Genomic DNA, 22,763 nt, shown 5'->3' with positions numbered 1-22,763 from the left:
TGGTTGCGTGGTGAACACACTTGAGGTCAGCGCATCCGCCAGACTCCGGTACGCAGCTCCTCGGTCTCCTCCAGTGTTGGCGGAACCGGGACCACGTACTCGGTGATCAGCTCGAAGAGCCGTTCCGGGAAGTACCCACGACCGGGGTCGCCAACCAGGATCGTGGCGCCCTCCCGGCGGGCGGCGCGCATCATCGCGGTCATCGCGGGCGCGACCTTCGGGCTGTAGAAGACGTCACCGGCGAGTACGACGTCCGGCGCGTCGATCCCGTTCAGCAGGGTGACGCCGTTCGCGGTGGCGTTGCGACCGGCGGCGGCCACCGCGGCCGGGTCGACGTCGGTGGCGGCGACCTCGGCGGCGCCGGCGCGGGCCGCGGCGATCGCGGCGACCCCGGAGCCGGTGGCGACGTCGAGCACCCGGCGGCCCGCCACCTCTGCCGGGTGGTCGAGCAGGTAGCGGGCGAGGGCCTGGCCACCGGCCCAGACGAACGCCCAGAACGGGGGCGGTTCGTCGCTGCGGAACTCGCCGCCGGTCAGGTCGAAGAGGCCGACCGGGGCGTCGACGAGGTGGAGGGAGATCTCCGGGGCGAACGGGACCGGCAGCAGGCGAGTAGGGAGCACCCGGAGATTGTCGGCCCCGGGAGCCGTCAGATCAGCTGATTAACGCCGGACGGGTGAGCCATCAGCAGCTTGGCACGGTACTGGGCGCGCAGCTCGGCGATCCACGGGGCGTCCTCGCCGTCGAGCAGCGGGCGCGAGGCGAGGAAGGCGGCGGCGGTCAGCGGGCGGGCGGCCCGGGCGGCCGTACGCCCCTGGGCCGCGGCGATCAGCTGGTCGAAGGTGGCCACGTCGACGCGTACCCGATCGGGGTCCAGGTGGTAGGACCCGCGATGCCCGACGATCACCGAGTCGCGGCCCCGCGTGCCGGGGTCGAGGTGTTCCCGGAGAATCTTGAGATCGGCCTTGACCGTAGCGGCCGGAACACCGAGCGTATCCTCCAGCTCCACAAGCGACTGCTCGCCGTGCAGCGCCAGCAGGGCGAGCAGGTGACGCGGCCGGGTGCCGCCGAAGTCGTCACCCGACAGGCTGATGCCACGGGTGCGGACCTCGATGCGGCCGAAGAGCTGGATGTCGTACATGATCTCAACAGTGCTTTCGGGCGGCGGCACCATCAAGCCCCAATGCGGGGGGTGCCGCTGGCCGAAAGACTGGTTATCGCGGCCGCTCGGTTGGCAACCGGAGGTCACGAGTACCGGGGTGCTCGGGCACCGTGGCATAACGATGCCCGTTGGTAGGGCGGGGTCCTCGTCGGGTAGTCCTTAGACTGCGCGGGGCCCCCGGGGCCGCGATACGGAGAGGGATGGTGACTCATGGGGATTGACGGGGCGATCCGTGTGCTCGTCGTCGACGGCCACCAGACCTTCGCGGAGCTGCTCGGACACGCGCTCGCCGGGCAACCGGACCTGCACTGTGTCGGGCACGCGCCGAACGGGATGGAGGCGCTGCGCCTCGCGTCCGAGTTGTCACCCGACGTCATTCTGCTCGATCCGGAACTGTCCGATGGTGACGGCATCGCGATCGCCGAGCTGATCCGGGTACGCCGTCCGGACACCCGTGTGGTGATCCTCACTGCGAGCGAGGATCAGGCGCTGGTGAGCCGGGCGACCGCGTTCGGTGCGGCCGGCTTCATCTCCAAGAACGGCGCCCTCACCGAGGTCTTCAACGCGCTGCGGACCGCGCACGGCGGCGGCATGACCGTCTCGACCGACATCATGGCCCGTCTGCTGCGCAGCACGAGCCCCGCGACGGTGGCCCGCAACGGGGGGCTGACGGCCCGCGAGGACGAGGTGTTACAGCTGATGGCGGCCGGTTTGGACGCTCGCGCGGTGGCGCGCCGGCTGGGCATCAGCGTGCACACCTGCCGGGGGTACCAGAAGGCGGTCCTGGCGAAGCTCGGCGCGCACAGCCAGCTCGAGGCGGTGGCGATCGCGACACGCCGCGGACTGGTCCGGCCTGACCGGCGGTAAATCAGCGATCAACCATGCGGTTCGACTCATCCGCGGAGCGATGCTTTCCGTATTGCCTTGCGGGCGCCACGTGACGGCGCTGCAGGGGAGAGGACATCCGCCGTGGACCGAACCGTTCTCGACGGCGCAGGATCGGAACCGGACCTGACACAGGGGCCGGAACCGCGCCGGGGAGACCGCGACCGCATCTACCGTAGGCCGGCCTCGTCGCCGGCGACCACTTCGTCATCCTCATCGTCACTCTCCGGGCCGACGGCGTCCCAGGAGAGCGACGGGGCCTCGTGGTTCGGGGGTACGCCCGACGGCGGCGCGACCGGTTCGCCGGTCACCTCCTCCTCGTCGCGGATATCGATGACGCCGGTCACCCCGGAGTTCGGCCCGGCCTCGCCCGCCGGTCCGGGCCGGGCGTCGTTCGGCTTCAGCGACGGGCCGATCAGCGGTAACCGGCCGCTGCCCGGCCGTGGGGAGGGCGACGGCGAGATCGAGAGCGAACCGGACTCGGGCGCCCTGCCGATCGTCCGGAAGTCGCCCTCCGGTGAGGTCACGCCGGTCTCTCCGGCCGCGTCGTCCTACCAGGACTATCCGGACTACCAGCCGGCCCAGGTGGCCCCGCCGGCACCGCCGGTCCAACAGCCCGCCCCGCCGCACGCGTGGGAGGAGTACCTGCCGCCCGCCGCCGGTGGCCCCCGCGAGGAGCCGGCGGTGCTGAGCAACGGCCGGGAGCCCCGGATGCCGCGCCCCGACGGCGGGCAGTCCCGGCTGGTCACCGGCGGGATGGTCGCGCTGGGCGTGGTCTGCGTGGTGATCCTCGCGCTGACCGGGGTGGTCTTCTACTCCGGCCCGGACTCCCGGATCAATCAGATGCTGCAGCTGGGCGACGGCACCGACGAGAGCACCACGCGGACCGTGACCGCGCCGCTCAACGACCGCTCCGCCGCGACGTTCGAGCTGCTCGCGGCGACCGACCGGGTCACGCTCTCGGTGGCCGACCTCGGCGAGGACCTGTTCCGGATCAGCACCCCGGACGGCTCGGGCCTGCGGCCGAGCCCGGAGCTCACCGACGACGGCGTACGGCTCCAGATCACCGAGGACGGCGAGGGCACCGGCGACAACGAGATCCAGGTGGTGCTCTCCCTGGACGTACGGTGGAAGCTGCGGTTCTCCGGATACGCCGCGGAGCGGGTGATCAACCTGGGTGACGCCCGGGTGGAGGGCATCGAGATGGTCGGCGGCACCCGCCGCGCGGAGATCGCCCTCTCGGCGGCGACCGCGACCGTGCCCGTGAAGATCCTCGGCGGGGTCGAGGACCTGACGCTGCGCGCGCCGGAGGGCAACCCGATCCGGGTGCAGCTCGGCGGCGGGGCGACCACGGTGACGGCCGGGACGCGGACGCTGCGCGACGTGGCGCCCGGCTCCACGCTGACGCCGAAGGACTGGGACACCGGCGGCCGGTACGACGTCACGGCCTCCACCCCGATCACCCTGCTGACGGTGGAGAGCAGCTGACAGGAGAGGAGAAAGGGCGGCCGCACGGCCGCCCTTCTTCTCCTGGAGACCTTACGAGAGGACCCGCAGGCGGACGGTCTGCGGCATCGAGCGCAGCTGGTCCACGATCTGCTCGTGGTACCCGCCGCCGATGTCGGTGATCAGGTAGCCGTACTCGCCGCGGGTGCTCAGGAGCTGGCCCTCGACGTTCACGTCGTGCTCGGCCAGGATCCGGTTGACCTGTGCCAGCACGCCCGGGGTGTTCCGGTGGACGTGGATGATCCGGTGCTGGCCGGGCTGCTCGGGCAGGGCCACGCCGGGCAGGTTGACGCTGAGCGTGGTGTTCCCGTCGACGACGAACTTCGCCAGCTTGGTGGCGACGAAGCCGCCGATGTCCGACTGCGCCTCCTCGGTCGAGCCGCCGATGTGCGGGGTGAGGATCACGTTCGGCAGGCCGCGCAGCTCGGAGAGGAACTCGTCGCCGCGGCCCTTCGGCTCGCTCGGGAAGACGTCGACGCCGGCGCCGGCCAGGTGGCCGCTCTTCAGCGCGTCGCGCAGCGCCAGGTGGTCGATCACGATGCCGCGGGACAGGTTGAGGAAGAGGCTGCCCGGCTTCATCTTCGCGAACTGCTCGGCGCCGAAGAAACCGGCGTTGCCGGGCCGCCCGTCGACGTGCAGGGTGACGATGTCGCTCGTCTCCAGCAGCTCGTCCATGGTGGCGCAGCGGTGCGCGTTGCTCAGCGCCAGCTTGTCCGCGGTGTCGTAGAACGAGACGGACATGCCCAGGTTCTCGGCGAGGACCGAGAGCTGGGTGCCGATGTTGCCGTACCCGACGATGCCGAGGCGGCGGCCGCGGATCTCGTGGGCGCCGTCCGCCGACTTGTCCCAGACGCCCTCGTGCATCAGGGCGTTCTTCTCGGTGAGGCGGCGGGTCATCGCGATGATCTCGGCGATCGCCAGCTCCACCACCGACCGGGTGTTCGAGAACGGCGCGTTGAAGACCGCGACGCCGGCGGCGGTGGCCGCGGTCAGGTCGATCTGGTCGGTGCCGATGCAGAACGCACCGACCGCCAGCAGGCTGTCCGCGGTCTCCAGGACCTTCGCGGTGACCTTCGTCTTGGAGCGGATGCCGAGCAGGTGGACGCCGGAGATGCGCTCGATCAGCTCGGGCTCGTCCAGCGCGGTGGACACGGACTCCACCTCGAAGCCGTCCTCCTCGAGCCGGATCACCGCGTCCGGGTGAATGCTCTCCAACAGCAGGACTCGCACCTTGGCCTGGTCGATCATCATCTTCCGTTTCATGTTTCGGTAGCCCGCCCGGGCCGCCACGCCGAAGCCCAGATCACAGGCGGTCAAGCGTAGTCCCCTCGGTGGTGAGGGCCGGTGCGGTGTGGGTGAGGTCCCAACAACCGGTCAACGCGCGACAGGTTTCGTTCGTGTTGCCGTGGAATACGAACGCGGCGCGCGGGCCGGTTCATCCCCGGGCGTCACCCGGAAGCTCGTTTCGCAGCCAACCGAGCAGGGCGGTGGCCCAGATCCGCTGCTCGGCGCGGAGGGTGGGCACGCCGGGCGGCGCCGGCTTGCGGCACTCGTCCTCGTACATGCCCGTCACCGCGGTGATCACCCGCACCGCGGTGCGCCGGTCGAGGCCGGCCAGCACCCGTTCGACGTCGCCGCCGTGGATGATCACGTCGGCGGCGAGCAGGACGGTGTCGAGCCAGGCCGGTCCGACACAGCTCCACGGCCAGTCGACGACCACGACGCGGCCGTCCGGGCGTACCAGGAGATTGTCTTTCCGGATGTCGGCGTGCAGCATCGTCTCGCCGCCCGCCGCGACCGCCGCCAGCCCCGCCGCGGCGGCGGCGCGCAGGTCGGCGAGGCGGCCGGTGATCCAGGGGCCGAGGCCGGCGGGCGGGTCGGCGGCGATCCGGTCCCAGCCGGTGAAGAGCGGCGCGACGAACTCCCCGGCGGTCGGCAGCCCGGGCAACGGCGCCGGCGTGAGTGCCGACTCCAGCTCACGGAGGGCGGTCACGGCCGCGTCGATCTCCGTCTCCCGCCATGGCGTACGTGGGGTGGCACCGGCCACGTCCTCGAGGACCAGGGCGACCCACCCGCCGTCGTCGAAGCCGCCGATCAGGCGCGGGACGGGCACGCCCACCGGCATCGCGGCGGTGTTCCGGTGCTCCCGGCGGGCGGCGCGGGCGGCGTTCTCGTTCACCGCCGCGCTGACCGCCTTGACGAACGCACGGCGCCCGGACGCGGTGCGCACCCGGTCGGCGGAGCCCGGGGAGAAGCCGCCGGCCTGCGACTGCGCCGCGACGACCGGCCCGTCCCCGATGATCTCCTCGATCCGGGCGCGGACCGGCGCGGGGAGCTCGGACCACCGCATCCGCACACCGCTCACTGCCATCTCCGGATCCTGGCAGTGCCGTACCGGTCAGCGGAAGCGTATTTCCCGCCGGTGCTCCTGGGGCTTTCGGCTTTCGCACCGGTGCTCACGGGGCTTTCGGCTTTCCTTGCTGGTGCTCACGGGGCCTTCGGCAGGAGCACCGTGACGTCCAGGCCGCCCTCGTCGCGGGCGTCGGCGCGGGCCTCGCCGCCGTGCGCCCGGGCGACCGCGCGGACGATGGAGAGCCCCAGCCCGGCCCCGGGGGAGACCAGGCGTTCGGTGCGGTACCGGTGGAACGGTTCGAACAGGCCGGGGACCTCGTACCGCGGCACGACCGGGCCGGAGTTGCTGACCTGCAGCTCCACCCAGCCGTCCAGGCGGGTCCGGGTGAGCACGCGGACCCAGCCGTTCTCCGCGACGTTGTGCCGTACGCCGTTCTCCACCAGGTTCTGCACGAGGCGCTCCAGCAGCACCGGGTCGCCGAGCACCGCCGCCTCGGAGGGCTCGGTGATCACCTTCACGGCGTCCGCGACCGCCACGTGGTCGACGATGTCGGCGAGGTCGACGTACGAGTGCTCGGTCACCTCCCGGTCCGAGCGGGCCAGCAGGAGCAGTCCGTCGATCAGCCGGCCGTGCCGGTCGTTGATGGCGAGCAGGGTGGTGCCGAGCTGACGTACCTCGGGGGAGGTGTCCTCCGGGGTGAGCGCGACCTCGAGCAGTGTCCGGTTCAGGGTGAGCGGGGTGCGCAGCTCGTGCGAGGCGCTGGCGATGAACCGGCGCTGGCCGTCGAACGAGTGGTCCAGCCGGGCCAGCATCAGGTCGAACGTGTCCGCCAGCTGCTTGACCTCGTCGTTCGGCCCGTCCAGGGCGATCCGCTCGTGCAGCCCGCGGTCGGCGGCCGGCGCCTCGGCGATGCGCCGGGCGGTGGCGGTGATCCGGTGCAGCGGCTCCAGCATCCGCCCCGCGATCAGCCAGCCGAGGGCGATGGCCGCCGCGCTGACCACGACGAGCGCGATCCCGCCCTGGGTGAGCAGGGTGTGCAGGGTGTCCGCCTGGGTGCTCTTCACCACGGTCTTGATCAGGGCGTCGCCGCCGCCCACCGAGCCCTGCGCCCTGATCTCCGGCTGCTGCGCCTCGCCGGAGATCAGGGCACCACTCCCCGGCTCGTCCTGGCCGACCAGGACGTAGAGCGCGCCGAGCAGGACCAGCCCGGCCAGCACGAAGAGCCCGCCGTAGACGGCGGTGAGGCGGCCCCGCACGGTCAGCTTCATCGGATCCGGTACCCCACTCCCGGCTCGGTCAGCACCACCGCCGGATCGCCGAGCTTGCGGCGGAGCTTGAGGATGGTCATCCGTACGGCGTGGGTGAACGGGTCCGCGTTCTCGTCCCACGCCTTCTCCAGCAGGGTCTCGGCGGAGACCGCGGTGCCGTCGGCGCGCAGCAGCTCGGCGAGCACGGCGAACTCCTTGCGGGAGAGCGGGACGTACCGGCCGTCGCGGTGCACCTCGCGCCGGTACGGGTCCAGGCTGATCCCGGCCCGGCGCAGCACCGGGGGAGCGGCCGGGCGGGCGCGCCGCCCCAGCGCCGCCACCCGGGCGGAGAGCTCTCGGAAGGCGAACGGCTTCGGCAGGTAGTCGTCGGCGCCGAGGGAGAGCCCGGTGACCCGGTCGTCGATGCCGGCCGCCGCGGTCAGCATCAGCACCCGGATGTCGGCCTTGCGCTCGGCCAGCGTCCGGCACACCTTGTCACCGTGCACCACCGGGACGTCCCGGTCCAGCACGACCACGTCGTAGTCGTTCACGTCGATCCGTTCCAGGGCGGATCCGCCGTCGTAGACGACGTCCACCGCATGGGCCTCCTGTCGTAGGCCCTGCGCCACCGCGTCGGCGAGCAGCGGCTCGTCCTCCACCACCAGGATCCGCATGACTCCATAGTGGCCCTGTCCGGTGTCAACTCGGCGTCACCGTTTTCCGTGACGCCGGGGATACGCCGCCGTCGCTCTACTTCGGTGCGTGGCGGCCGTCCGGCCGCCGGCGAAGGAGACGACGATGAGGACCAGGATGATCCTGGTAGCGGGCCTCGTGCTCGCCGTCGGACTGACCGGTTGCGCGAAGAACGACGACGGCGAGCCGAGTGTGGCGACCGCGCAGAGCGGCGGCACGACGGCGAATCCGTCCGCGAGCGCCAGCGAGGATCCGGACGCGCCGCTGAAGTACGCCAAGTGCATGCGGGAGAACGGGATGACCTGGTTCCCGGACCCGCCCGCGCCCGGTCAGCCGCAGACGGTCAACGTACCGGACACCGTCGAGAGGGCCGACCTGCAGAAGGCCGAGGAGGCGTGCCGGGAGTGGGCGCCGACCCGGGACAAGGGCTCCGGGCCGCCCGCCGCCGACCTGGAGAAGATCCGGCAGATGGCCAAGTGCATGCGGGAGAACGGGGTGCCGGACTTCCCGGACCCGTCCGCCGATGGATCGATGATGCTCGACGCCGACAAGCTGAGCGTCAAGCCGGACAGCGCGGCGTTCAAGGCAGCCGAGGAGGCCTGCAAGAAGTACATGCCGGAGGGCTCCAAGAAGCAGACGGCCGGCGACAGCGGGGTGCAGGGGGGTGGCTCATGAGCCGGAGGTGGACCACGGCCGGCATCGCCGCGGCGGTGATCGCGGTCGGCGCGGGCGGCTACGTCTTCGCCACCGGCCTGGGCGGGAACGAGAACGGCGCGGCGCAGGCGAGCAGCACCCTGCCGGCCGCGACCGCGGACGTGACCAAGGAGACACTGATCGACCAGGAGAGCCACGACGGTTCGCTCGCCTACGCCGACACCTCCTCGATCGGCACCAGGCTGAGCGGCACGGTCACCGGGCTGGCCGCGGCCGGCTCCACGGTCAAGCGGGGACAGGCCCTTTTCAAGATCGATAACAGACCCGTGCTTCTCCTGTACGGGTCACTGCCGGCGTATCGCGCTCTCGCCCCCGGCGTGGAGGGGGCCGACGTCAAACAGTTCGAGAAGAACCTCTGGGCGCTCGGCTACCGCGGCTTCACCGTCGACGACGAGTACACCGGCGCCACGGCCGACGCGGTCGAGGAGTGGCAGGAGGACAGGGGCCTGGACGAGACCGGCACGGTCGAGCTGGGCCGGGTCGTCTACGGCTCCGGCGCGGTCCGGGTCACCTCGCTCTCCGCCGAGCTGGGCAGCACCGCGCAGCCCGGCACCGCGATCCTCACCACCAGCGGGATGGGCCGGGTGGCCACGGTCGAGCTCGACGTCGACGACCAGCGGCTGGCCAAGAAGGGCACCTCGGTCGACGTCACGCTGCCGGACGGCTCCACGGTGAAGGGAAAGATCACCGAGATCGAGACCGTGGTCGAGGAGTCGGACAGCCCGGACGGGGACGACACCACCAAGATCGACGTGACGATCGCCTTCAGCAAGGCGCCGCAGGGCCTGGACGAGGCCGCGGTCAGCGTCGAGTTCGTCGCCTCGCAGCGCAAGGACGTCCTCACCGTGCCGGTCAACGCGCTGCTCGCGCTCGCCGAGGGCGGGTACGGCCTGCAGGTCGTGGACGGGACCTCGACGCGGACCATCGCGGTCGAGACCGGGCTCTTCGCCGACGGCCGGGTCGAGGTCTCCGGCGGCGGCGTGGCCGAGGGCATGAAGGTCGGTGTCCCGGAATGAGCCCCGTGATCGAACTCAGCCGGGTCACCAAGACCTACCCGGGCGGGGTGACCGCGCTGCGCGAGGTGGACCTGGACGTGGAGCAGGGCGAGCTCATCGCGATCGTCGGGCCCTCCGGCTCCGGCAAGTCGACCATGCTGCACATGATCGGCACGCTGGACCGGCCCACCTCGGGCGACGTCCGGATCGACGGGTACGACGTCGCCGCCCTCTCCGACCGGCAGCTCTCCGCGCTGCGGGCCGGCCGGATCGGCTTCGTCTTCCAGCAGTTCCACCTGGCGCCGGGGCGGAGCGCGGTCGCCAACGTGGCCGATGGACTGCTCTACTCGGGCGTACCCAAGAAGGAGCGGGAGAGGCGTGCCGAGGCCGCGCTGATCAGGGTCGGTCTCGGTGACCGGCTGGGTCACCGGCCGCACCAGCTCTCCGGTGGCGAACGGCAGCGGGTCGCGGTGGCCCGGGCGGTCGCGGGGGACCCGGCCGTGCTGCTCGCCGACGAGCCCACCGGCAACCTCGACTCGGCCTCCGGCGCCGGCGTGATGGATCTGCTGCGCGAGCTGAACGCGGCCGGCACCACGGTCCTGGTGATCACCCACGATCACGAGATCGCCGACGCGCTGCCGCGCCAGGTGCCGATGCGCGACGGGCAGGTGGTCTAGATGGTCGTCGTCACCGCCTCACCGCCGCGCGGCAACCCGGTCCGGCTCGTCCCGGCCCGGCTCGGGCTGATGGACCTGCTCCGGCTCGGCGGTATGGGCTTGCGGACCCGCCCGCTGCGCGCGGTGCTCTCGGCTCTCGGCATCGCGATCGGCATCGCCGCGATGGTCGCGGTGGTCGGCATCTCCACCTCCAGCCAGGCCAACCTGGACCGCTACCTCGCCGCGCTCGGCACCAACCTGCTCACCGTCTCGCCGGGCAACACCATGTTCGGTGAGGCGGCGACGCTGCCCGACGAGGCGCTCTCGATGATCAAGCGGATCGGCCCGGTCTACGCGGCGACCGCGGTCGGTACGGTGACCGACACCGCGGTGTACCGGACCGACCGGATCCCCAAGGGCGAGTCCGGCGGGCTCGCGCTGCAGGCCGCCCAGCTCGACCTGCTGAGCACGGTGGGTGGCTCGATGGCGAGCGGGACCTGGCTGAACAAGGCCACCGAGAGGTACCCGGCGGTGGTGCTCGGCGCGACGGCCGCCCAGCGTCTCGGCGCGGTGCCCTCGGTCTACATCGGCGGGCGCTGGTACACGGTGGTCGGCGTGCTGAACCCGGTGCCGCTCGCGCCGGAGCTGGACACCGCGGTGCTGATCGGCTGGGACGCGGCGAAGAGCTATCTCGGCTTCGACGGGCACGCCACGACCGTCTACACGCGATCGACGGAGTCCCGGGTCGAGGCGGTCCGGGCGGTGCTCGCGGCGACCGCGAACCCGGCCGGCCCGGACGAGGTCGAGGTCTCCAAGCCGTCCGACGCGCTCGCCCCGAAGCGGGCCGCCACCGCGGCCTTCAACTCGCTGCTGCTCGGTCTGGGCGCGGTGGCGCTGCTGGTCGGCGGCATCGGGGTGGCCAACACGATGGTCATCTCGGTGCTGGAGCGGCGGGCCGAGATCGGGTTGCGGCGCTCGCTGGGCGCGACCCGGGGCCAGATCCGCACCCAGTTCGTGGCCGAGTCGCTGCTGCTGTCACTCGTCGGCGGGATCGGCGGGGTGCTGGGCGGCTTCGTGGTCACCGGCTCGTACGCGACCACGCAGAACTGGCCCACGGTGGTGCCGGCCTGGGCGATCGGCGGCGGCCTGCTCGCGACGCTGGTGGTGGGCGCGATCGCCGGCCTCTACCCGGCCGTACGGGCAGCGCGGTTGTCGCCGACGGAGGCGCTCGCTGCCGCCTGAGAAAAATTTCCCCACAGGTTTTTGATCCGCCCTGGGAGCGTTCCCGTATCGATGGTCGAAGCATCATGTCTCGCCATTGGGGAAGGCGCAGGTCAATGTACAGGTCCCGGGTCAACAAGCCCCGTCGCTGGCAGATCGCGGCGGTCGCGGGAGTAGTCGTCACCCTGGTGGGCGTCGGCCTCGGCGTCGCTTCGGCTGCCACGTCGACGCCCACCGTCAACTGTCCCGAAGTCAAGATCAACGTTGCGATCCCGTCCCAGGCTCAGGCCGAGGTCGCCAGCAACCTGAAGCTGCTCCAGACCCAGATCGACGAGGCCAACGCGCGGATCGTCAGCACCCAGGGCCAGGGCGGCGCGAACTTCATCCAGAACGCGATCCTCGGTCCGCTGAAGGACAAGCGCTTCGCGACGATCAACCGCATCGAGACGGCCATCTCGCGCAACGCGGCCAAGCCGGACCTGAACGCGGAGGGCCTGTCGGCCTGCACGCTCAACGACGCGTCCTCCGGTGACAACAACAACGGCAACGACAACGGCGACAACGGCGGTAACGACAACACCGCCGCGCCGGTCGCCACGACCACCGCGGCCGCGGCCGTGCCCGGCGCCAACCTCGGCATCCTGGCCAACAGCTGCGACGACAGCAACCTGGCGCCGCACACCGGCTTCCAGGAGGGCAACCGCTGCGTCTCCACCGAGTTCGGTGAGGTCGGCGCGGCGGCCAACAACCCGTCGCTGCTGATCACCTCGGCGCCGAACCAGGTCCGGGCCAACCAGCCCTTCACCCTGAAGATCAGCACCCGCAACCTGATCCGCGACCGCTTCCTCGCGGCCGGCCAGGGCGGCTACTACGTGGAGTCCAGCGTCCTGCAGAACGGCCTGGTCCGCGGCCACTTCCACACCGCGTGCCGGATGCTCTCCAGCACGAAGGAGGCTCCCGCGCCGGACCCGGTGCCCGCGTTCTTCGTGGCGACCGAGGACAGCAAGGGCGGCGCCACCCCGGACACGGTCACCATCCAGGTCCCGGGCCTGCCGCAGCGTGGCATCGCCCAGTGCGCCTCGTGGGCCGGTGACGGCTCGCACCGTACGCCGATGATGGAACGCGCCAACCAGACGCCCGCCATCGACGCGGTGCGCATCCGGGTCCGCTAGACCCCTTGAGCAGGTGGCCTGCCCGATCTCGGAAAAGGGCGGGCAGGCCACCGCTGTAGGCCCGGCCTTCGGCCTCGGTCTCCCGCACGGAGGAAATCCCGTACAGCTCATGCCGGGCTGTGCCGGTTTTCCTCCGCGGCGGAACGCCGCTCCGGGCTCAGTCCTGCGGAAGCAGGGACTCGACGGGGATGACGGTCTCGCCGGAGACCTCCACCACGAGCAGGACATCCGCGGGACGCCAGACGGAGAGCCGCGATCCGATGGGCGCCAGGGGCGTCGCGCCGAAACGGCCGACCCGGCGCCGCCGCTGTCGCTGGAAGTGCCGGATAGCTCGTGCGGTAGGCGATGTCGGCCCGCCTCGCCCTGACTCGGCCCGGGCGCCGAACGTCCTCCAGGAGCGGAGGAATCACGGTGGCACAGGTCTGGATCGTATATCTGGAATTCGCACGGCACCGGGATCCGGCCGTCGCGTCGATCCGCCCTTCCGGAAACCGGGGCCGGTGGTGGGAGGAGACATCCGCGAGGGGTTGCTGGGCGCTTCCGCGTCTGCTCCCGGAGCCGCAAGTCGGCCGCCGGCCCGGGTGGTTCCGGCGGCAGGTCGAACCAAGCGAGATCCGCGGTGAGCCGCCGCCCGTCGAGGGCGGACACATCAGCGCGTCGCTGTCCTCTCCAGGGGAAGGACAGGACGTCATGGCGCGCCCGGCAGGATTCGAACCTGCGACCTTCAGATTAGAAGTCTGTTGCTCTATCCGCTGAGCTACGAGCGCTGGCCAGGCACATACTAGGCGGTCGTGCCGGACTTGTCGTCCGCCTCGTCGGCGGCCTTCTCGACGACGGCCTCGGCGGCCGCGAGGATCGTGGCGCGGGTGGGCTCGTCCTCGGGGGCCGGAGGCACCGCGACCTCGGGTGTTCCGGGTGGTGGCAGGAATGCGGCGGTCCATCGGCCCAGCTCGCGGAAGACCTCGGTGCGGACCTCCTTGCCGGAGAGGGTGAGGTCGTGCTTGGCGCCGGGGAAGCGGGTGATGGTCACCTGGGGGCCGAGGCCGGGGGACCAGCGGACGATGTGCTCGACGTCCAGGACGGAATCGGTCACGTGGACGTCGTCGTGCCATTCGCGGCCGCGGAAGGTGCGGTCCGAGCAGGCGACCAGCACCGGGACGTTGATCTGCAGGCCGGCCTGTAGCCGGCGCTGGCCGTGCCGGATGGCCTGCAGCCATCCCATCCGGACCGGGAAGCCGAGGATGGGCTTCCAGTCCAGGTCGTAGTCCCATTCGCCCCGGTGGTCGCGGTGCAGGCTCTGGCCGTACAGGCCCAGCGAGGAGGCGGGCATCGTCGCGTACGGCGACCGGCTGCTGGCCGCCAGGACCATGGTGAGCAGCGGACGGCGCATCACCCACGGCATGTTGAAGTCGAAGAAGGGGCTGTTCAGGAACAGTCCGTCGACCACGCCCCGGCCCCGTCGGGCGTGTGCCCAGAGCGAGGTGATCAGGCCGCCGGTGGAGTGGCCGGTGACCAGCAGCTGGTCGTGGCCGTCCACCTCGCGGATGATCCGGGCGGCCTCGTCGAGCTCGGGGTAGTAGTCGGTCATGCTGCGGGCGAAGTTCGGCGTCTGGTGCGGCAGCAGGCTACGGCCGTACTTGCGCAGGTCGAGCGCGTAGAAGTCCCAGCCCTGCTCGGCGAAGAAGTCCGCCATGTGGGTCTGGAAGAAGTAGTCCACGAAGCCGTGGACGTGCAGCACCGCCCGGCGGGACGGCTGCTCGGCGCGCCGGCGGACCAGGGTGGCGACCACCGGGCCCTCGTCGTCGGTGCCCAGCTCGATGGTGTGCCGCTCGTACGGCCAGCCCAGGACGTCGGTCTCCACCCGGTCAGGTTACCCATCGGTACCCGTTCCGCCATAGAGATCGAACTCGGGTCTTAGCAGATCGATCCCGGTCGGAGGTGGTTGTCCACAGCGCCGGGTTGTCCACCGGGCCGGCGGCGGCTCGCGGCGGATCGGGCCAGGCTTCCTCACGTCCGCAGCAACCGACATGAGGAGAGCGAGAGAGTTGTACGAAACCAACATCGCCGTGGTCGGCAACGTACTGAACGCGCCCGAGTGGCGCCGGACCAGCGGTTCCAACCAGCTGGTGGCGAATTTCCGGGTGGCCTCCACAGCACGCCGGTACGACCGGGAGAACGGCCGCTGGGTCGACGGCAGCAGTCTCCGGCTGCGCGTCACCGCCTGGCGCAAGCTCGCCGAGGGGGTGGCGTCGTCGCTCGAGGTCGGCGATCCGGTGATCATTTACGGCCGCCTGTACACCCGTGACTGGGTGGACGAGGAGAAGCGCAACCGCGTCTCGTACGAGCTGGAGGCGTTCTCGATCGGGCACGACCTGTCCCGCGGGCGTGCCCGGTTCTTCCGGGGCCGCCCGTCCTCGGTCAGCACCTCGGCCGAGGAGCCGGAGAGCGACACCGCGGTGCGCGGCGAGGAGACCGCGCCGCTCGCCGCCCGGGACGTTCCGGTGCGCTACGGCGACGGCCTGCCCGAGGGGAGGGAGCCCGAGTTCGCCGACGTGACGGCCCGGGATCCGATGGAGGCCATGCCCGAGCTGGAGGAGGCGGTGGAGGAGGCCCTGGATCAGGCCGCCGGGTCCGGGCCCGAGCCCAGGCCGGTGCCCGAGGACCGCCGCGCCCGTCGCGGCGGCAAGCGGGAGCCGGTGCCCGCGTGACCTTCCCCGGCCGCCACCCGGTGATCGTCGCCCTGTCCGATCCGGGGTGAGTGGCGCCCGGTGGCCCGGCCCGAAAGGGGGGTCCGCGGCAGGGCCACCGGTGCCGGGGCGCTCCGACGAGGAGAAACCCGGCCACAGAGGGGAGGAAGAGGCGCGTTCGAAGCCGTGAGGTCCCGGGTACCACCGCTCGTTCCCGGCGATGCATCCGGTTCCCTCGATGGGGATGGGCCGATCGTGCCGTACCGAAAAGGCCGCCAGGCCGAGCGGGCCGGTTGGCCGTGGGGCACCTCGACCCGGCAGACTTAAGCGGTGCTGCTGAAGGACATCCGCGCCATCGGAAACGAGACGATGGTGCTCTCACCGGAGGACCAGGACGCCGAGCAGGTCAACACCTGCTGGTTCGGCGCTCCGCCGCACGAGCGTATGGGCATGTCGGCGGACGAGGTGGTGACCGCGATCGAGGAGACCGCGGTCGTGTTGCGGGACCAGGTGGCCACGTCCGGCCACCGGGGCACCGCGACCTTCTACGTCTGGCACGACGCCGAGGCCGGGCAGCTCCGATGTTCGGCCGGCTCCCGGAAACCCAGCGACCTCTCGCTCTCCGCGCCGTACCAGGTGACCGAGGACCTGCGGGCGATCGTGGTGGAGTTTTTGGAGGATCGCGCACCCGGCTCGATCCAATGGGGTGCACTGGAACCCATCCCGTACTCGGAGGCAGAGCCCGCCGCGATGGCGGTCTGGGCCTTCGACCTGACCCCGTTCGGCCGTTGATCCCGGCGGCCGCATGATAGAGAGCTCACCAGTGTCACGACGGTGGACCGCGGACGCGGCCGGCCTGATCACGGGCTACCTGCTCGACGCCGCGTTCGGGGATCCCCGGCGGTTCCACCCGGTGGCCGGGTACGGCACGGCCGCCGGAGCACTGGAGCGCCGGCTGTACCGGCCCGGTCGTGCCGCCGGCCTCCTGTTCACGGGGGTCGCGGTGGGCGTACCCGCACTGTCCGCGCTGGCGGCGACGCGCGCCACCCGGCGGTGGCCCGCCGCGAGGATCGCGCTGACCGCCGCGGCGACCTGGACCGTGCTCGGCGGGCGGACGCTGCGGCGTGAGTCGCGGGTGATGGCGCGGCACCTGGAGGCCGGCGATCTGGCGGCGGCGCGCGGACGGCTCGGGCATCTCTGCGGGCGGGATCCGTCCGCACTGGACGAACCGGAGCTGGCCCGGGCGACGGTGGAGTCGGTCGCGGAGAATACCTCCGACGCCGTGGTGGCGCCGCTGTTCTGGGGCGCGGTGGCGGGTCCGGCGGGGCTGCTCGGCTACCGGGCGGCGAACACGCTGGACGCCATGGTGGGGCATCGTTCGCCCCGGTACGAGCTGTTCGGGAAGGCGTCGGCGCGGCTGGACGACGTGCTGAACCTGGTGCCCTCCCGGCTCACCGGCCTGCTGACGATCGCGGTCTCGCCGCTCGCGGGTGGCCGGCCCGCCGAGACCGCGCGGGTGTGGCGCCGCGACCGCGACGATCACCCGTCGCCGAACGCGGGGCAGTGCGAGGCGGCGATGGCGGGAGCCCTGGGCGTACGCCTCGGCGGGCGCAACGTCTATTTCGGACGCAGCGAGACCAGGCCGTTCCTCGGCGACGGGCCGAAGCCGTCCGCGGCGCACCTGCGACGGGCGGCGCGGCTGTCCGGCGCGGTCGGCGCGGCGGCGCTGGTACTGGCCGTGGGCGGCGCGCTGGCGCGGGGTGCGCTGGGCGCCGCGGCGCGCCGCCGGAGTGCGTCGTGACCGGGGGACTGCTGGTCGCCGGGACCACGTCGGACGCCGGGAAGAGCGTCCTCACCGCCGGGATCTGCCGCTGGCTGCACCGCACGGGGGTGCGCGTCGCCCCGTTCAAGGCGCAGAACATGTCGAACAACTCGGCGGTCGTGGTCGGCGCCGACGGGCGGGGCGGGGAGATCGGCCGCGCGCAGGCGATGCAGGCCGCGGCCTGCGGGATCGCGCCCGACCTGCGGTTCAACCCGGTGCTGCTCAAACCGGGGAGCGACCGTTCCAGCCAGGTGGTCCTCCTCGGCGAGGCGGTCGACACCGTCACGGCGGGAAACTACCGGTTGCTGCGGCCCAGGCTCTCCGAGGTCGCGTACGCCGCCCTGACCGAACTCCGCGCGGAGTACGACGCGGTGATCTGCGAGGGTGCCGGCAGCCCCGCCGAGATCAACCTGCGCGCCGGCGACTTCGTCAACATGGGGCTGGCCCGCCGGTTCGGGCTGCCCACGCTGGTGGTCGGCGACATCGACCGGGGCGGCGTCTTCGCGGCGTTCTTCGGCACGCTCGCCCTGCTCTCGCCCGAGGATCAGGCCCTGGTCGCCGGCTTCTTGGTCAACAAGTTCCGGGGCGACCCCGGACTGCTCGCCCCCGGGCTCGACATGATCACGGCGGTGACCGGGCGGCCGGTGCACGGGGTGCTGCCGTTTCACCGGGACGTCTGGCTGGACGCCGAGGACTCGCTGGCGTACGGGACCACCCTGGGCCGGCCGGGACCGCCGCGCGGGCGGGAGTGGCTGCGGGTGGCGGTGGTCCGGTTGCCCCGGATCTCCAACGCGACCGATGCCGAGGCGCTCGCGGCGGAGCCGGGTGTCCGCGTGCTCCTGACGGTCGAGCCGGGTGATCTGGCCGACGCCGACCTGGTCGTCATCCCCGGTTCCAAGGCGACCGTGAGCGACCTGGCCTGGCTGCGCGAGACCGGGCTGGCCGGCGCCGTCGCGGCGCACGCGGCCGCGGGGAAGCCGCTGCTCGGCATCTGCGGCGGGTTCCAGATGCTGGCCGGGAGCATCCACGACGAGGTGGAGAGCGGCCGCGGCGCCACCCCGGGGCTGGGGCTGCTGCCGGTCGGGATCACCTTCGCGCCGCGCAAGACGCTGGCCCGGCCGTCCGGGTCCGGTCTGGGCGCCGAGGTACGCGGTTACGAGATCCACCACGGCTTCGTCTCGTCCGGTGACCCGGAGCCGCTGCTGCGCTACGCCGACGGCCGGCCAGAGGGTGCGGCCTGCGGAAACGTCTACGGTACGCACTGGCACGGCGCGTTCGAGTCGGACGAGTTCCGGCGGCGGTTCCTGACCGCGGCGGCGGCGCAGGCGGGGCGGCACGGGTTCACGGTGGCGGCGGACACCCGGTTCGCGGCGGTCCGGGAGCGGGCGCTCGACGTGCTCGGCGATCTCGTGGCGGAGCACCTGGACACGGACGCGCTGTGGCGGCTGATCGAGAAGGGCGCTCCCGGGGGTCTTCCCTTCGTACCCCCGGGTGCACCCTGATCCCGACTGGGGGATGACCCGGCGGAAATCAGGGGGCCAACCCCGACGACAGCGTTGCGCCGCGGGCGTACGTTTGGCCTCGGCGGCGCGTCACCGGGCGTACCGCACGAAAAGCCGCAAGCGGGACGCGCCGCCGGGGAGAAGGCGCGGCACCCGGATCGCGAAGGACGGGGTTGATCGATGACTACCGAGGAATCCGGCAAGCCGGTTCGCCGCAGGGTCACGCTGACCGGGATCAGCTCGCGGGCCTGGGAGCACCCGGCCGACCGCGGCGCGCTCTCCGCCCTGCGCGAGCTGCGCGGCTTCGACGACGTGGTGAAGGCGTTCTTCGGGATGTGGAACGAGCGGGGCTTCCGCCTGCAGTTCCTGGCCGGCGCGATCCGGGTCGACCACCGGCAGTACCCGCGCGTCTATCAGCGCTACACCGAGGCGGCCCAGACGCTCGACGTCGAGGAGCTGCCCGAGCTCTACGTGAACCAGTCGCCGATCATCAACGGTCAGGCGATCGGGCTGGACCGGCCGTTCATCGTGATCACCACCGCCGCGGTGGAGAAGCTCGACGACGACGAGTTGCGCGCCATGCTCGGGCACGAGCTGGGGCATGTGCGCAGCGGGCACGCGGTCTACAAGACGATCCTGATGATCCTCACCGGCTGGGCCGCGGCGGTCAGCTGGCTGCCGGTCGGCGTGATGGCACTGCGCGCGATCATCGCGGCGATGCTGGAGTGGTGGCGCAAGGCCGAGCTCTCCGCCGACCGCGCCGGGCTGCTCGCCGGGCAGGACCCGGCCGCCTCGCTGCGACTGCTGATGAAGCTGGCCGGCGGCGGCGACCTGTCGCAGATCGACACCGCCGCGTTCCTGGAACAGGCCGCGGAGTACGAGGGCGGCGGCGACCTCCGGGACAGCCTCCACAAGATCGGCCTGACCGCGTGGAGCACCCACCCGGTCCCGGTCGCGCGCGCCGCCGAGCTGCGGAAATGGGTCGACTCGGGGGCGTATGCCCGGGTCCTGGAGGGGGACTACCCCCGCCGCGACTCGGACGGGGACGCCTCGGTGACCGAGGACGTGAAGGCGGCGGCGAACGCGTACCGGGAGGACTTCGCGACCTCGCAGGACCCGCTGGTCGGGCTGCTGCGCAAGTTGGGCGACGGCGCGGCCGACCTGGCCGGCTCCGCCGCGGGCCGCGCGATGAACTGGGCGAACGACGCGGCCCGCCGTGGCCGCCGCGACGACGACCCGGAGTAACTACGATCGGCGGATGAGCTTGAGTGAATCCGATCTGACCGCCGCGATCCGGCGTGAGATGCCCGGTGTCCGTGCCGACCTGGAGAGGCTGGTGCGGATTCCCGGCGTCGCCTTCGAGGGCTTCGACCACTCGCACGTCGAGCGGTCCGCCGAGGCCGTCGCGGAGCTGCTGCGCGGGTGCGGGCTGGAGACCCGGATCGAGCGCCACGGCGGGCAGCCCGCGGTGATCGGCCGTAAGCCGGCGCCGCCCGGCGCGCCCACCGTGCTGCTCTACGCGCATCACGACGTGCAGCCGGCCGGTGACCCGGCGCTCTGGGCGAGCGACCCGTTCGAGCCGGTCGAGCGGGACGGGCGGCTGTACGCGCGGGGCGCCGCCGACGACAAGGCCGGCGTGATGGCGCACGTGGCCGCGCTGCGGGCGTTCGGCGACCAGCTCCCGGTCGGCGTGGTGGTCTTCGTCGAGGGCGAGGAGGAGTACGGCTCCGACTCACTGGACGCGATCATCCAGGCGAACCTGGAGGATCTGAGGTCCGATGTGATCGTCATTGCGGATTCCGGCAACTGGGACATCGGCCGGCCCGCGCTGACCACCTCGCTGCGCGGCCTGGTCAACCTCTTCGTCGAGGTCCGGGTGCTGAAGAGTGCCGTGCACAGCGGCATGTTCGGCGGCGCCGTGCCGGACGCGCTGATGGCCCTGTCCCGGCTGCTCACCACGCTGCACGACGAGGACGGCGAGGTCGCGATCGACGGCCTGATCGGGCGCGAGGGCGCCAGTGTGGACTACCCGGCCGACCGGTTCCGGCACGAGGCCGGGCTGCTCGACGGGGTCGAGCTGATCGGCCGCGGCACCATCACCGACCGGATCTGGACCAAGCCGTCCGTCTCGGTGCTCGGCATCGACGCGCCGCGCACGCTCGAGGCGGCGAACGCGCTGCAGGCGACGGCCAAGGCGAAGATCGGCGTCCGGGTCGCGCCCGGCGACGACCCGAAGTCGGTCTACGCGGCGGTGAAGAGCCACCTGGAGAAGCACGCGCCCTGGGGTGCGCAGGTCGAGGTGACCCTGGAGAGCGACGGCGACCCCTGCGTGATCGACGCGACCGGCCCCGGCTTCGAGGCCGCCCGGGCCGCCTTCCGCAGCGCCTGGGACGGCGTGGAACCGGTCGACATGGGCGTCGGGGGATCGATCCCCTTCATCGCCACCTTCCAGGAACTGTTCCCCGGTGCGACGATCCTGGTGACCGGTGTGGAGGATCCGCACTCCGCCGCGCACGGGCCGAACGAGAGCCTGCACCTCGGCGAGTTCGAGCGTGTCTGCGTCGCCGAGGCGCTACTGCTCAAGAACGTGGCGGAGGCCGTGACCGAGTAGGAACGGAGTGGCTGATGGCCGAGCTGTCGTGTGACGTCCTCGTGGTGGGTGCCGGGCCGACCGGCCTGATGCTCGCCAACTGGCTGACCCGGCTCGGGGTGGACGTCCTGATCGTGGACGGCAAGGACGGGCCGACCCGGGAGTCACGCGCGCTGGTGGTGCAGGCGCGCAGCCTGGAGATCTACGACCAGCTCGGCATCGGCGACCAGGTGCTCGACGCGGCGTACCGGGCGGAGTCGCTGGCACCCGGGTTCGGCGCCCGGGTGTTCGGCCGGATCCCGCTCGGCGCGATCGGGCGCGGGGTCACGCCGTACCCGTTCATCGAGGTGCTGGAGCAGAGCCGGAACGAGGAGATCCTCTACGACAACCTGCGCAAACTCGGCGGGGAGGTGCGCTGGGAGACCCCGGTGACCGCACTGGCCCAGACCGACGAGGGCTGCGAGGCCAAGGTCGGCAACGACACCGTCCGGGCCCGGTACTGCGTCGGCTGCGACGGCGCCGGGTCGGTGGTCCGCAAGTCGCGGCGGATCGCGTTCGAGGGGGTCACCAACGAGCACCGGTTCTTCGTGCTGGACGCGGCGGCGGTGACCGGGATGGTCGACGGCGCGATCAACGTACGGCCCGGCCGCTCGGACTTCCTGCTCGGCTTCCCGATGACCGGCGGCGCCTGGCGGCTGATCGGCCTGATCCGGGACGCGGACGGGGACGGGTCGCTGGAGGAGGACGACGCCCGCGCGTGGATGCGGGACTCGTACGCGGTCACCTACGGCGAGATCCGGTGGTTCGCCACGTACCGGGTGCACCACCGGGTCGCCGCGGCCTTCCGGGACGGCCCGTTCCTGTTGGCCGGCGACGCGGGGCACGTGCACTCGCCGCTCGGCGGCCAGGGCATGAACACCGGCCTCCAGGACGCCCACAACCTCGCCTTCAAGCTCGCGGACGTCCTCCAGGGCCGTCGCCGGGACGGCTGGCTCGACCGTTACGAGGCCGAGCGCCGCCCGGTCGCCCGCACCCTGGTCGCCACCACCGACCGCCTCTTCGGCCTGATCACCTCCGACCGTCCCGCCCGGCGCCTGCTGCGCCGTCTGCTGGTTCCGCTGATCGCTCCGCTCGCCGTTCGAGGCCTTCCGCGTACGCGCGGTGGAGGCCGCCTGTTCCAGTACGTCAGTCAGACCCGGGTGCACTATCCGATCGGCCCGGACGCGCGTACCCCGGACGGCCGCCGCGACCCGGTCGTCGGCCGTCGCCTGCGCTGGACCGGCGTGAACTTCGGCGTGCTCCAGGCGGCCTGCTGGCAGATCCACGGATACGGCGGCGTGACCACGGAGACCGCTCCCGACCTGGGCCTCCCGGTGCACCTGTTCCCCGCGGCGCCGCAGACCGGACTCCGCCCCGGCGTCTTCTACCTGATCCGCCCGGACGGCTTCGTCGCCGCCGTGGCCGCGCCCGCCGTCGCCGAGGAGAGGTTCCGCCGCGCCCTGACGATCTGAGGCCGCCCGAGTCCATGCCTGACCGCCTGAGGCCGCCTGAGGCCGCGCCT

22 protein-coding genes and 1 tRNA gene are annotated in these 22,763 nt (G+C 72.1%); 14 read left to right on the top strand and 9 right to left on the bottom strand.

From position 1 onward, the window contains the following. Positions 1 to 26 precede the first annotated feature (26 nt). On the bottom strand, positions 27 to 620 hold the full coding sequence (locus AB0M08_RS17200) for a 50S ribosomal protein L11 methyltransferase (protein WP_364493612.1): 594 nt from the start codon (positions 618 to 620) through the stop codon (positions 27 to 29). A gap of 26 nt (positions 621 to 646) precedes the next feature. Further along, on the bottom strand, positions 647 to 1,138 hold the full coding sequence (locus tag AB0M08_RS17195) for a hypothetical protein (protein ID WP_364493610.1): 492 nt from the start codon (positions 1,136 to 1,138) through the stop codon (positions 647 to 649). 231 nt (positions 1,139 to 1,369) lie between these two features. Between AB0M08_RS17195 and AB0M08_RS17190 the strand changes: the two genes are divergently transcribed. Then, positions 1,370 to 2,026, top strand: a complete 657-nt coding sequence (locus AB0M08_RS17190; RefSeq protein ID WP_364493608.1) for a response regulator transcription factor — start codon at positions 1,370 to 1,372, stop codon at positions 2,024 to 2,026. Between the two features lie 188 nt (positions 2,027 to 2,214). Here AB0M08_RS17190 and AB0M08_RS17185 read toward each other — a convergent pair whose 3' ends face one another. After that, entirely contained in the window at positions 2,215 to 2,391 is a 177-nt protein-coding gene (locus AB0M08_RS17185; RefSeq protein WP_364493606.1) for a hypothetical protein, read from the bottom strand. Here AB0M08_RS17185 and AB0M08_RS17180 point away from each other — a divergent pair. Continuing rightward, complete coding sequence (locus AB0M08_RS17180; protein ID WP_364493604.1) at positions 2,378 to 3,532, top strand: hypothetical protein; 1,155 nt, start codon at positions 2,378 to 2,380, stop codon at positions 3,530 to 3,532. The two genes, AB0M08_RS17185 and AB0M08_RS17180, sit on opposite strands and share 14 nt — an antisense overlap. Before the next feature lie 51 nt (positions 3,533 to 3,583). Here the strand turns inward: AB0M08_RS17180 and serA are convergent, their stop codons facing one another. The 4 genes from serA to AB0M08_RS17160 form a co-directional block, all read right to left on the bottom strand. Further along, positions 3,584 to 4,813 (bottom strand): phosphoglycerate dehydrogenase, encoded by a 1,230-nt coding sequence (gene serA, locus AB0M08_RS17175; protein WP_364493738.1) that lies wholly within the window; start codon positions 4,811 to 4,813, stop codon positions 3,584 to 3,586. Between the two features lie 172 nt (positions 4,814 to 4,985). Further along, entirely contained in the window at positions 4,986 to 5,921 is a 936-nt protein-coding gene (locus AB0M08_RS17170) for a phosphotransferase (RefSeq protein ID WP_364493602.1), read from the bottom strand. Between the two features lie 116 nt (positions 5,922 to 6,037). After that, on the bottom strand, positions 6,038 to 7,171 hold the full coding sequence (locus AB0M08_RS17165; protein ID WP_364493600.1) for an ATP-binding protein: 1,134 nt from the start codon (positions 7,169 to 7,171) through the stop codon (positions 6,038 to 6,040). Continuing rightward, complete coding sequence (locus AB0M08_RS17160; protein ID WP_364493598.1) at positions 7,168 to 7,824, bottom strand: response regulator transcription factor; 657 nt, start codon at positions 7,822 to 7,824, stop codon at positions 7,168 to 7,170. The genes AB0M08_RS17165 and AB0M08_RS17160 overlap by 4 nt, the downstream gene beginning before the upstream one ends. A 124-nt stretch (positions 7,825 to 7,948) precedes the next feature. Between AB0M08_RS17160 and AB0M08_RS17155 the strand changes: the two genes are divergently transcribed. From AB0M08_RS17155 to AB0M08_RS17135, 5 genes are all read left to right on the top strand, one after another. Next, positions 7,949 to 8,518, top strand: a complete 570-nt coding sequence (locus AB0M08_RS17155) for a hypothetical protein (protein WP_364493596.1) — start codon at positions 7,949 to 7,951, stop codon at positions 8,516 to 8,518. Further along, entirely contained in the window at positions 8,515 to 9,573 is a 1,059-nt protein-coding gene (locus AB0M08_RS17150) for a peptidoglycan-binding protein (RefSeq protein ID WP_364493594.1), read from the top strand. The genes AB0M08_RS17155 and AB0M08_RS17150 overlap by 4 nt, the downstream gene beginning before the upstream one ends. A 5-nt stretch (positions 9,574 to 9,578) precedes the next feature. After that, the gene (locus AB0M08_RS17145) at positions 9,579 to 10,229 is read left to right on the top strand and encodes an ABC transporter ATP-binding protein (protein ID WP_364493735.1); all 651 of its coding nucleotides are present in this window, start codon (positions 9,579 to 9,581) and stop codon (positions 10,227 to 10,229) included. After that, complete coding sequence (locus AB0M08_RS17140; protein ID WP_364493592.1) at positions 10,230 to 11,450, top strand: ABC transporter permease; 1,221 nt, start codon at positions 10,230 to 10,232, stop codon at positions 11,448 to 11,450. A 95-nt stretch (positions 11,451 to 11,545) separates the two neighbouring features. Continuing rightward, complete coding sequence (locus AB0M08_RS17135) at positions 11,546 to 12,601, top strand: hypothetical protein (RefSeq protein ID WP_364493590.1); 1,056 nt, start codon at positions 11,546 to 11,548, stop codon at positions 12,599 to 12,601. 691 nt (positions 12,602 to 13,292) lie between these two features. Here the strand turns inward: AB0M08_RS17135 and AB0M08_RS17130 are convergent. Next, positions 13,293 to 13,368: transfer RNA gene (locus AB0M08_RS17130), tRNA-Arg, on the bottom strand. Between the two features lie 14 nt (positions 13,369 to 13,382). After that, positions 13,383 to 14,462: an alpha/beta hydrolase gene (locus AB0M08_RS17125; protein WP_364493588.1), complete on the bottom strand. Its 1,080-nt coding sequence runs from the start codon at positions 14,460 to 14,462 to the stop codon at positions 13,383 to 13,385. A 184-nt stretch (positions 14,463 to 14,646) separates the two neighbouring features. Here AB0M08_RS17125 and AB0M08_RS17120 point away from each other — a divergent pair, with 184 nt between their 5' ends. From AB0M08_RS17120 to AB0M08_RS17090, 7 genes are all read left to right on the top strand, one after another. Continuing rightward, positions 14,647 to 15,309 (top strand): single-stranded DNA-binding protein, encoded by a 663-nt coding sequence (locus AB0M08_RS17120; protein WP_364493586.1) that lies wholly within the window; start codon positions 14,647 to 14,649, stop codon positions 15,307 to 15,309. Positions 15,310 to 15,618: 309 nt separating this feature from the next. Then, entirely contained in the window at positions 15,619 to 16,080 is a 462-nt protein-coding gene (locus tag AB0M08_RS17115) for a hypothetical protein (protein ID WP_364493584.1), read from the top strand. 13 nt (positions 16,081 to 16,093) lie between these two features. After that, positions 16,094 to 17,089, top strand: a complete 996-nt coding sequence (locus AB0M08_RS17110) for a cobalamin biosynthesis protein (RefSeq protein ID WP_364493582.1) — start codon at positions 16,094 to 16,096, stop codon at positions 17,087 to 17,089. Then, the gene (locus tag AB0M08_RS17105) at positions 17,086 to 18,612 is read left to right on the top strand and encodes a cobyric acid synthase (protein WP_364493580.1); all 1,527 of its coding nucleotides are present in this window, start codon (positions 17,086 to 17,088) and stop codon (positions 18,610 to 18,612) included. The genes AB0M08_RS17110 and AB0M08_RS17105 overlap by 4 nt, the downstream gene beginning before the upstream one ends. A 180-nt stretch (positions 18,613 to 18,792) precedes the next feature. Then, on the top strand, positions 18,793 to 19,857 hold the full coding sequence (locus tag AB0M08_RS17100; RefSeq protein WP_364493578.1) for a M48 family metallopeptidase: 1,065 nt from the start codon (positions 18,793 to 18,795) through the stop codon (positions 19,855 to 19,857). A gap of 13 nt (positions 19,858 to 19,870) precedes the next feature. Beyond that, on the top strand, positions 19,871 to 21,223 hold the full coding sequence (locus AB0M08_RS17095) for a dipeptidase (protein WP_364493576.1): 1,353 nt from the start codon (positions 19,871 to 19,873) through the stop codon (positions 21,221 to 21,223). Positions 21,224 to 21,237: 14 nt separating this feature from the next. Beyond that, positions 21,238 to 22,713 carry an FAD-dependent monooxygenase gene (locus tag AB0M08_RS17090; protein ID WP_364493574.1) on the top strand — a complete coding sequence of 492 codons (1,476 nt, stop codon included), beginning with the start codon at positions 21,238 to 21,240 and terminating at the stop codon, positions 22,711 to 22,713. Positions 22,714 to 22,763 lie beyond the last annotated feature (50 nt).

Origin of the sequence: Actinoplanes sp. NPDC051851, assembly GCF_040681165.1 — a bacterium.
Lineage (GTDB): Bacteria > Actinomycetota > Actinomycetes > Mycobacteriales > Micromonosporaceae > Actinoplanes.
This window is presented reverse-complemented; position numbering and strand designations above follow the sequence as displayed.

Coding starts and splice junctions, on each gene's coding strand:
- AB0M08_RS17195 (WP_364493610.1), bottom strand. CDS start 1,138: ATGTACGACATCCAGCTCTTCGGCCGCATCGAGGTCCGCACCCGTGGC.
- AB0M08_RS17190 (WP_364493608.1), top strand. CDS start 1,370: ATGGGGATTGACGGGGCGATCCGTGTGCTCGTCGTCGACGGCCACCAG.
- AB0M08_RS17180 (WP_364493604.1), top strand. CDS start 2,378: ATGACGCCGGTCACCCCGGAGTTCGGCCCGGCCTCGCCCGCCGGTCCG.
- serA (WP_364493738.1), bottom strand. CDS start 4,813: ATGAAACGGAAGATGATGATCGACCAGGCCAAGGTGCGAGTCCTGCTG.
- AB0M08_RS17170 (WP_364493602.1), bottom strand. CDS start 5,921: ATGGCAGTGAGCGGTGTGCGGATGCGGTGGTCCGAGCTCCCCGCGCCG.
- AB0M08_RS17165 (WP_364493600.1), bottom strand. CDS start 7,171: ATGAAGCTGACCGTGCGGGGCCGCCTCACCGCCGTCTACGGCGGGCTC.
- AB0M08_RS17160 (WP_364493598.1), bottom strand. CDS start 7,824: ATGCGGATCCTGGTGGTGGAGGACGAGCCGCTGCTCGCCGACGCGGTG.
- AB0M08_RS17155 (WP_364493596.1), top strand. CDS start 7,949: ATGAGGACCAGGATGATCCTGGTAGCGGGCCTCGTGCTCGCCGTCGGA.
- AB0M08_RS17150 (WP_364493594.1), top strand. CDS start 8,515: ATGAGCCGGAGGTGGACCACGGCCGGCATCGCCGCGGCGGTGATCGCG.
- AB0M08_RS17140 (WP_364493592.1), top strand. CDS start 10,230: ATGGTCGTCGTCACCGCCTCACCGCCGCGCGGCAACCCGGTCCGGCTC.
- AB0M08_RS17135 (WP_364493590.1), top strand. CDS start 11,546: ATGTACAGGTCCCGGGTCAACAAGCCCCGTCGCTGGCAGATCGCGGCG.
- AB0M08_RS17110 (WP_364493582.1), top strand. CDS start 16,094: ATGATAGAGAGCTCACCAGTGTCACGACGGTGGACCGCGGACGCGGCC.
- AB0M08_RS17100 (WP_364493578.1), top strand. CDS start 18,793: ATGACTACCGAGGAATCCGGCAAGCCGGTTCGCCGCAGGGTCACGCTG.
- AB0M08_RS17095 (WP_364493576.1), top strand. CDS start 19,871: ATGAGCTTGAGTGAATCCGATCTGACCGCCGCGATCCGGCGTGAGATG.
- AB0M08_RS17090 (WP_364493574.1), top strand. CDS start 21,238: ATGGCCGAGCTGTCGTGTGACGTCCTCGTGGTGGGTGCCGGGCCGACC.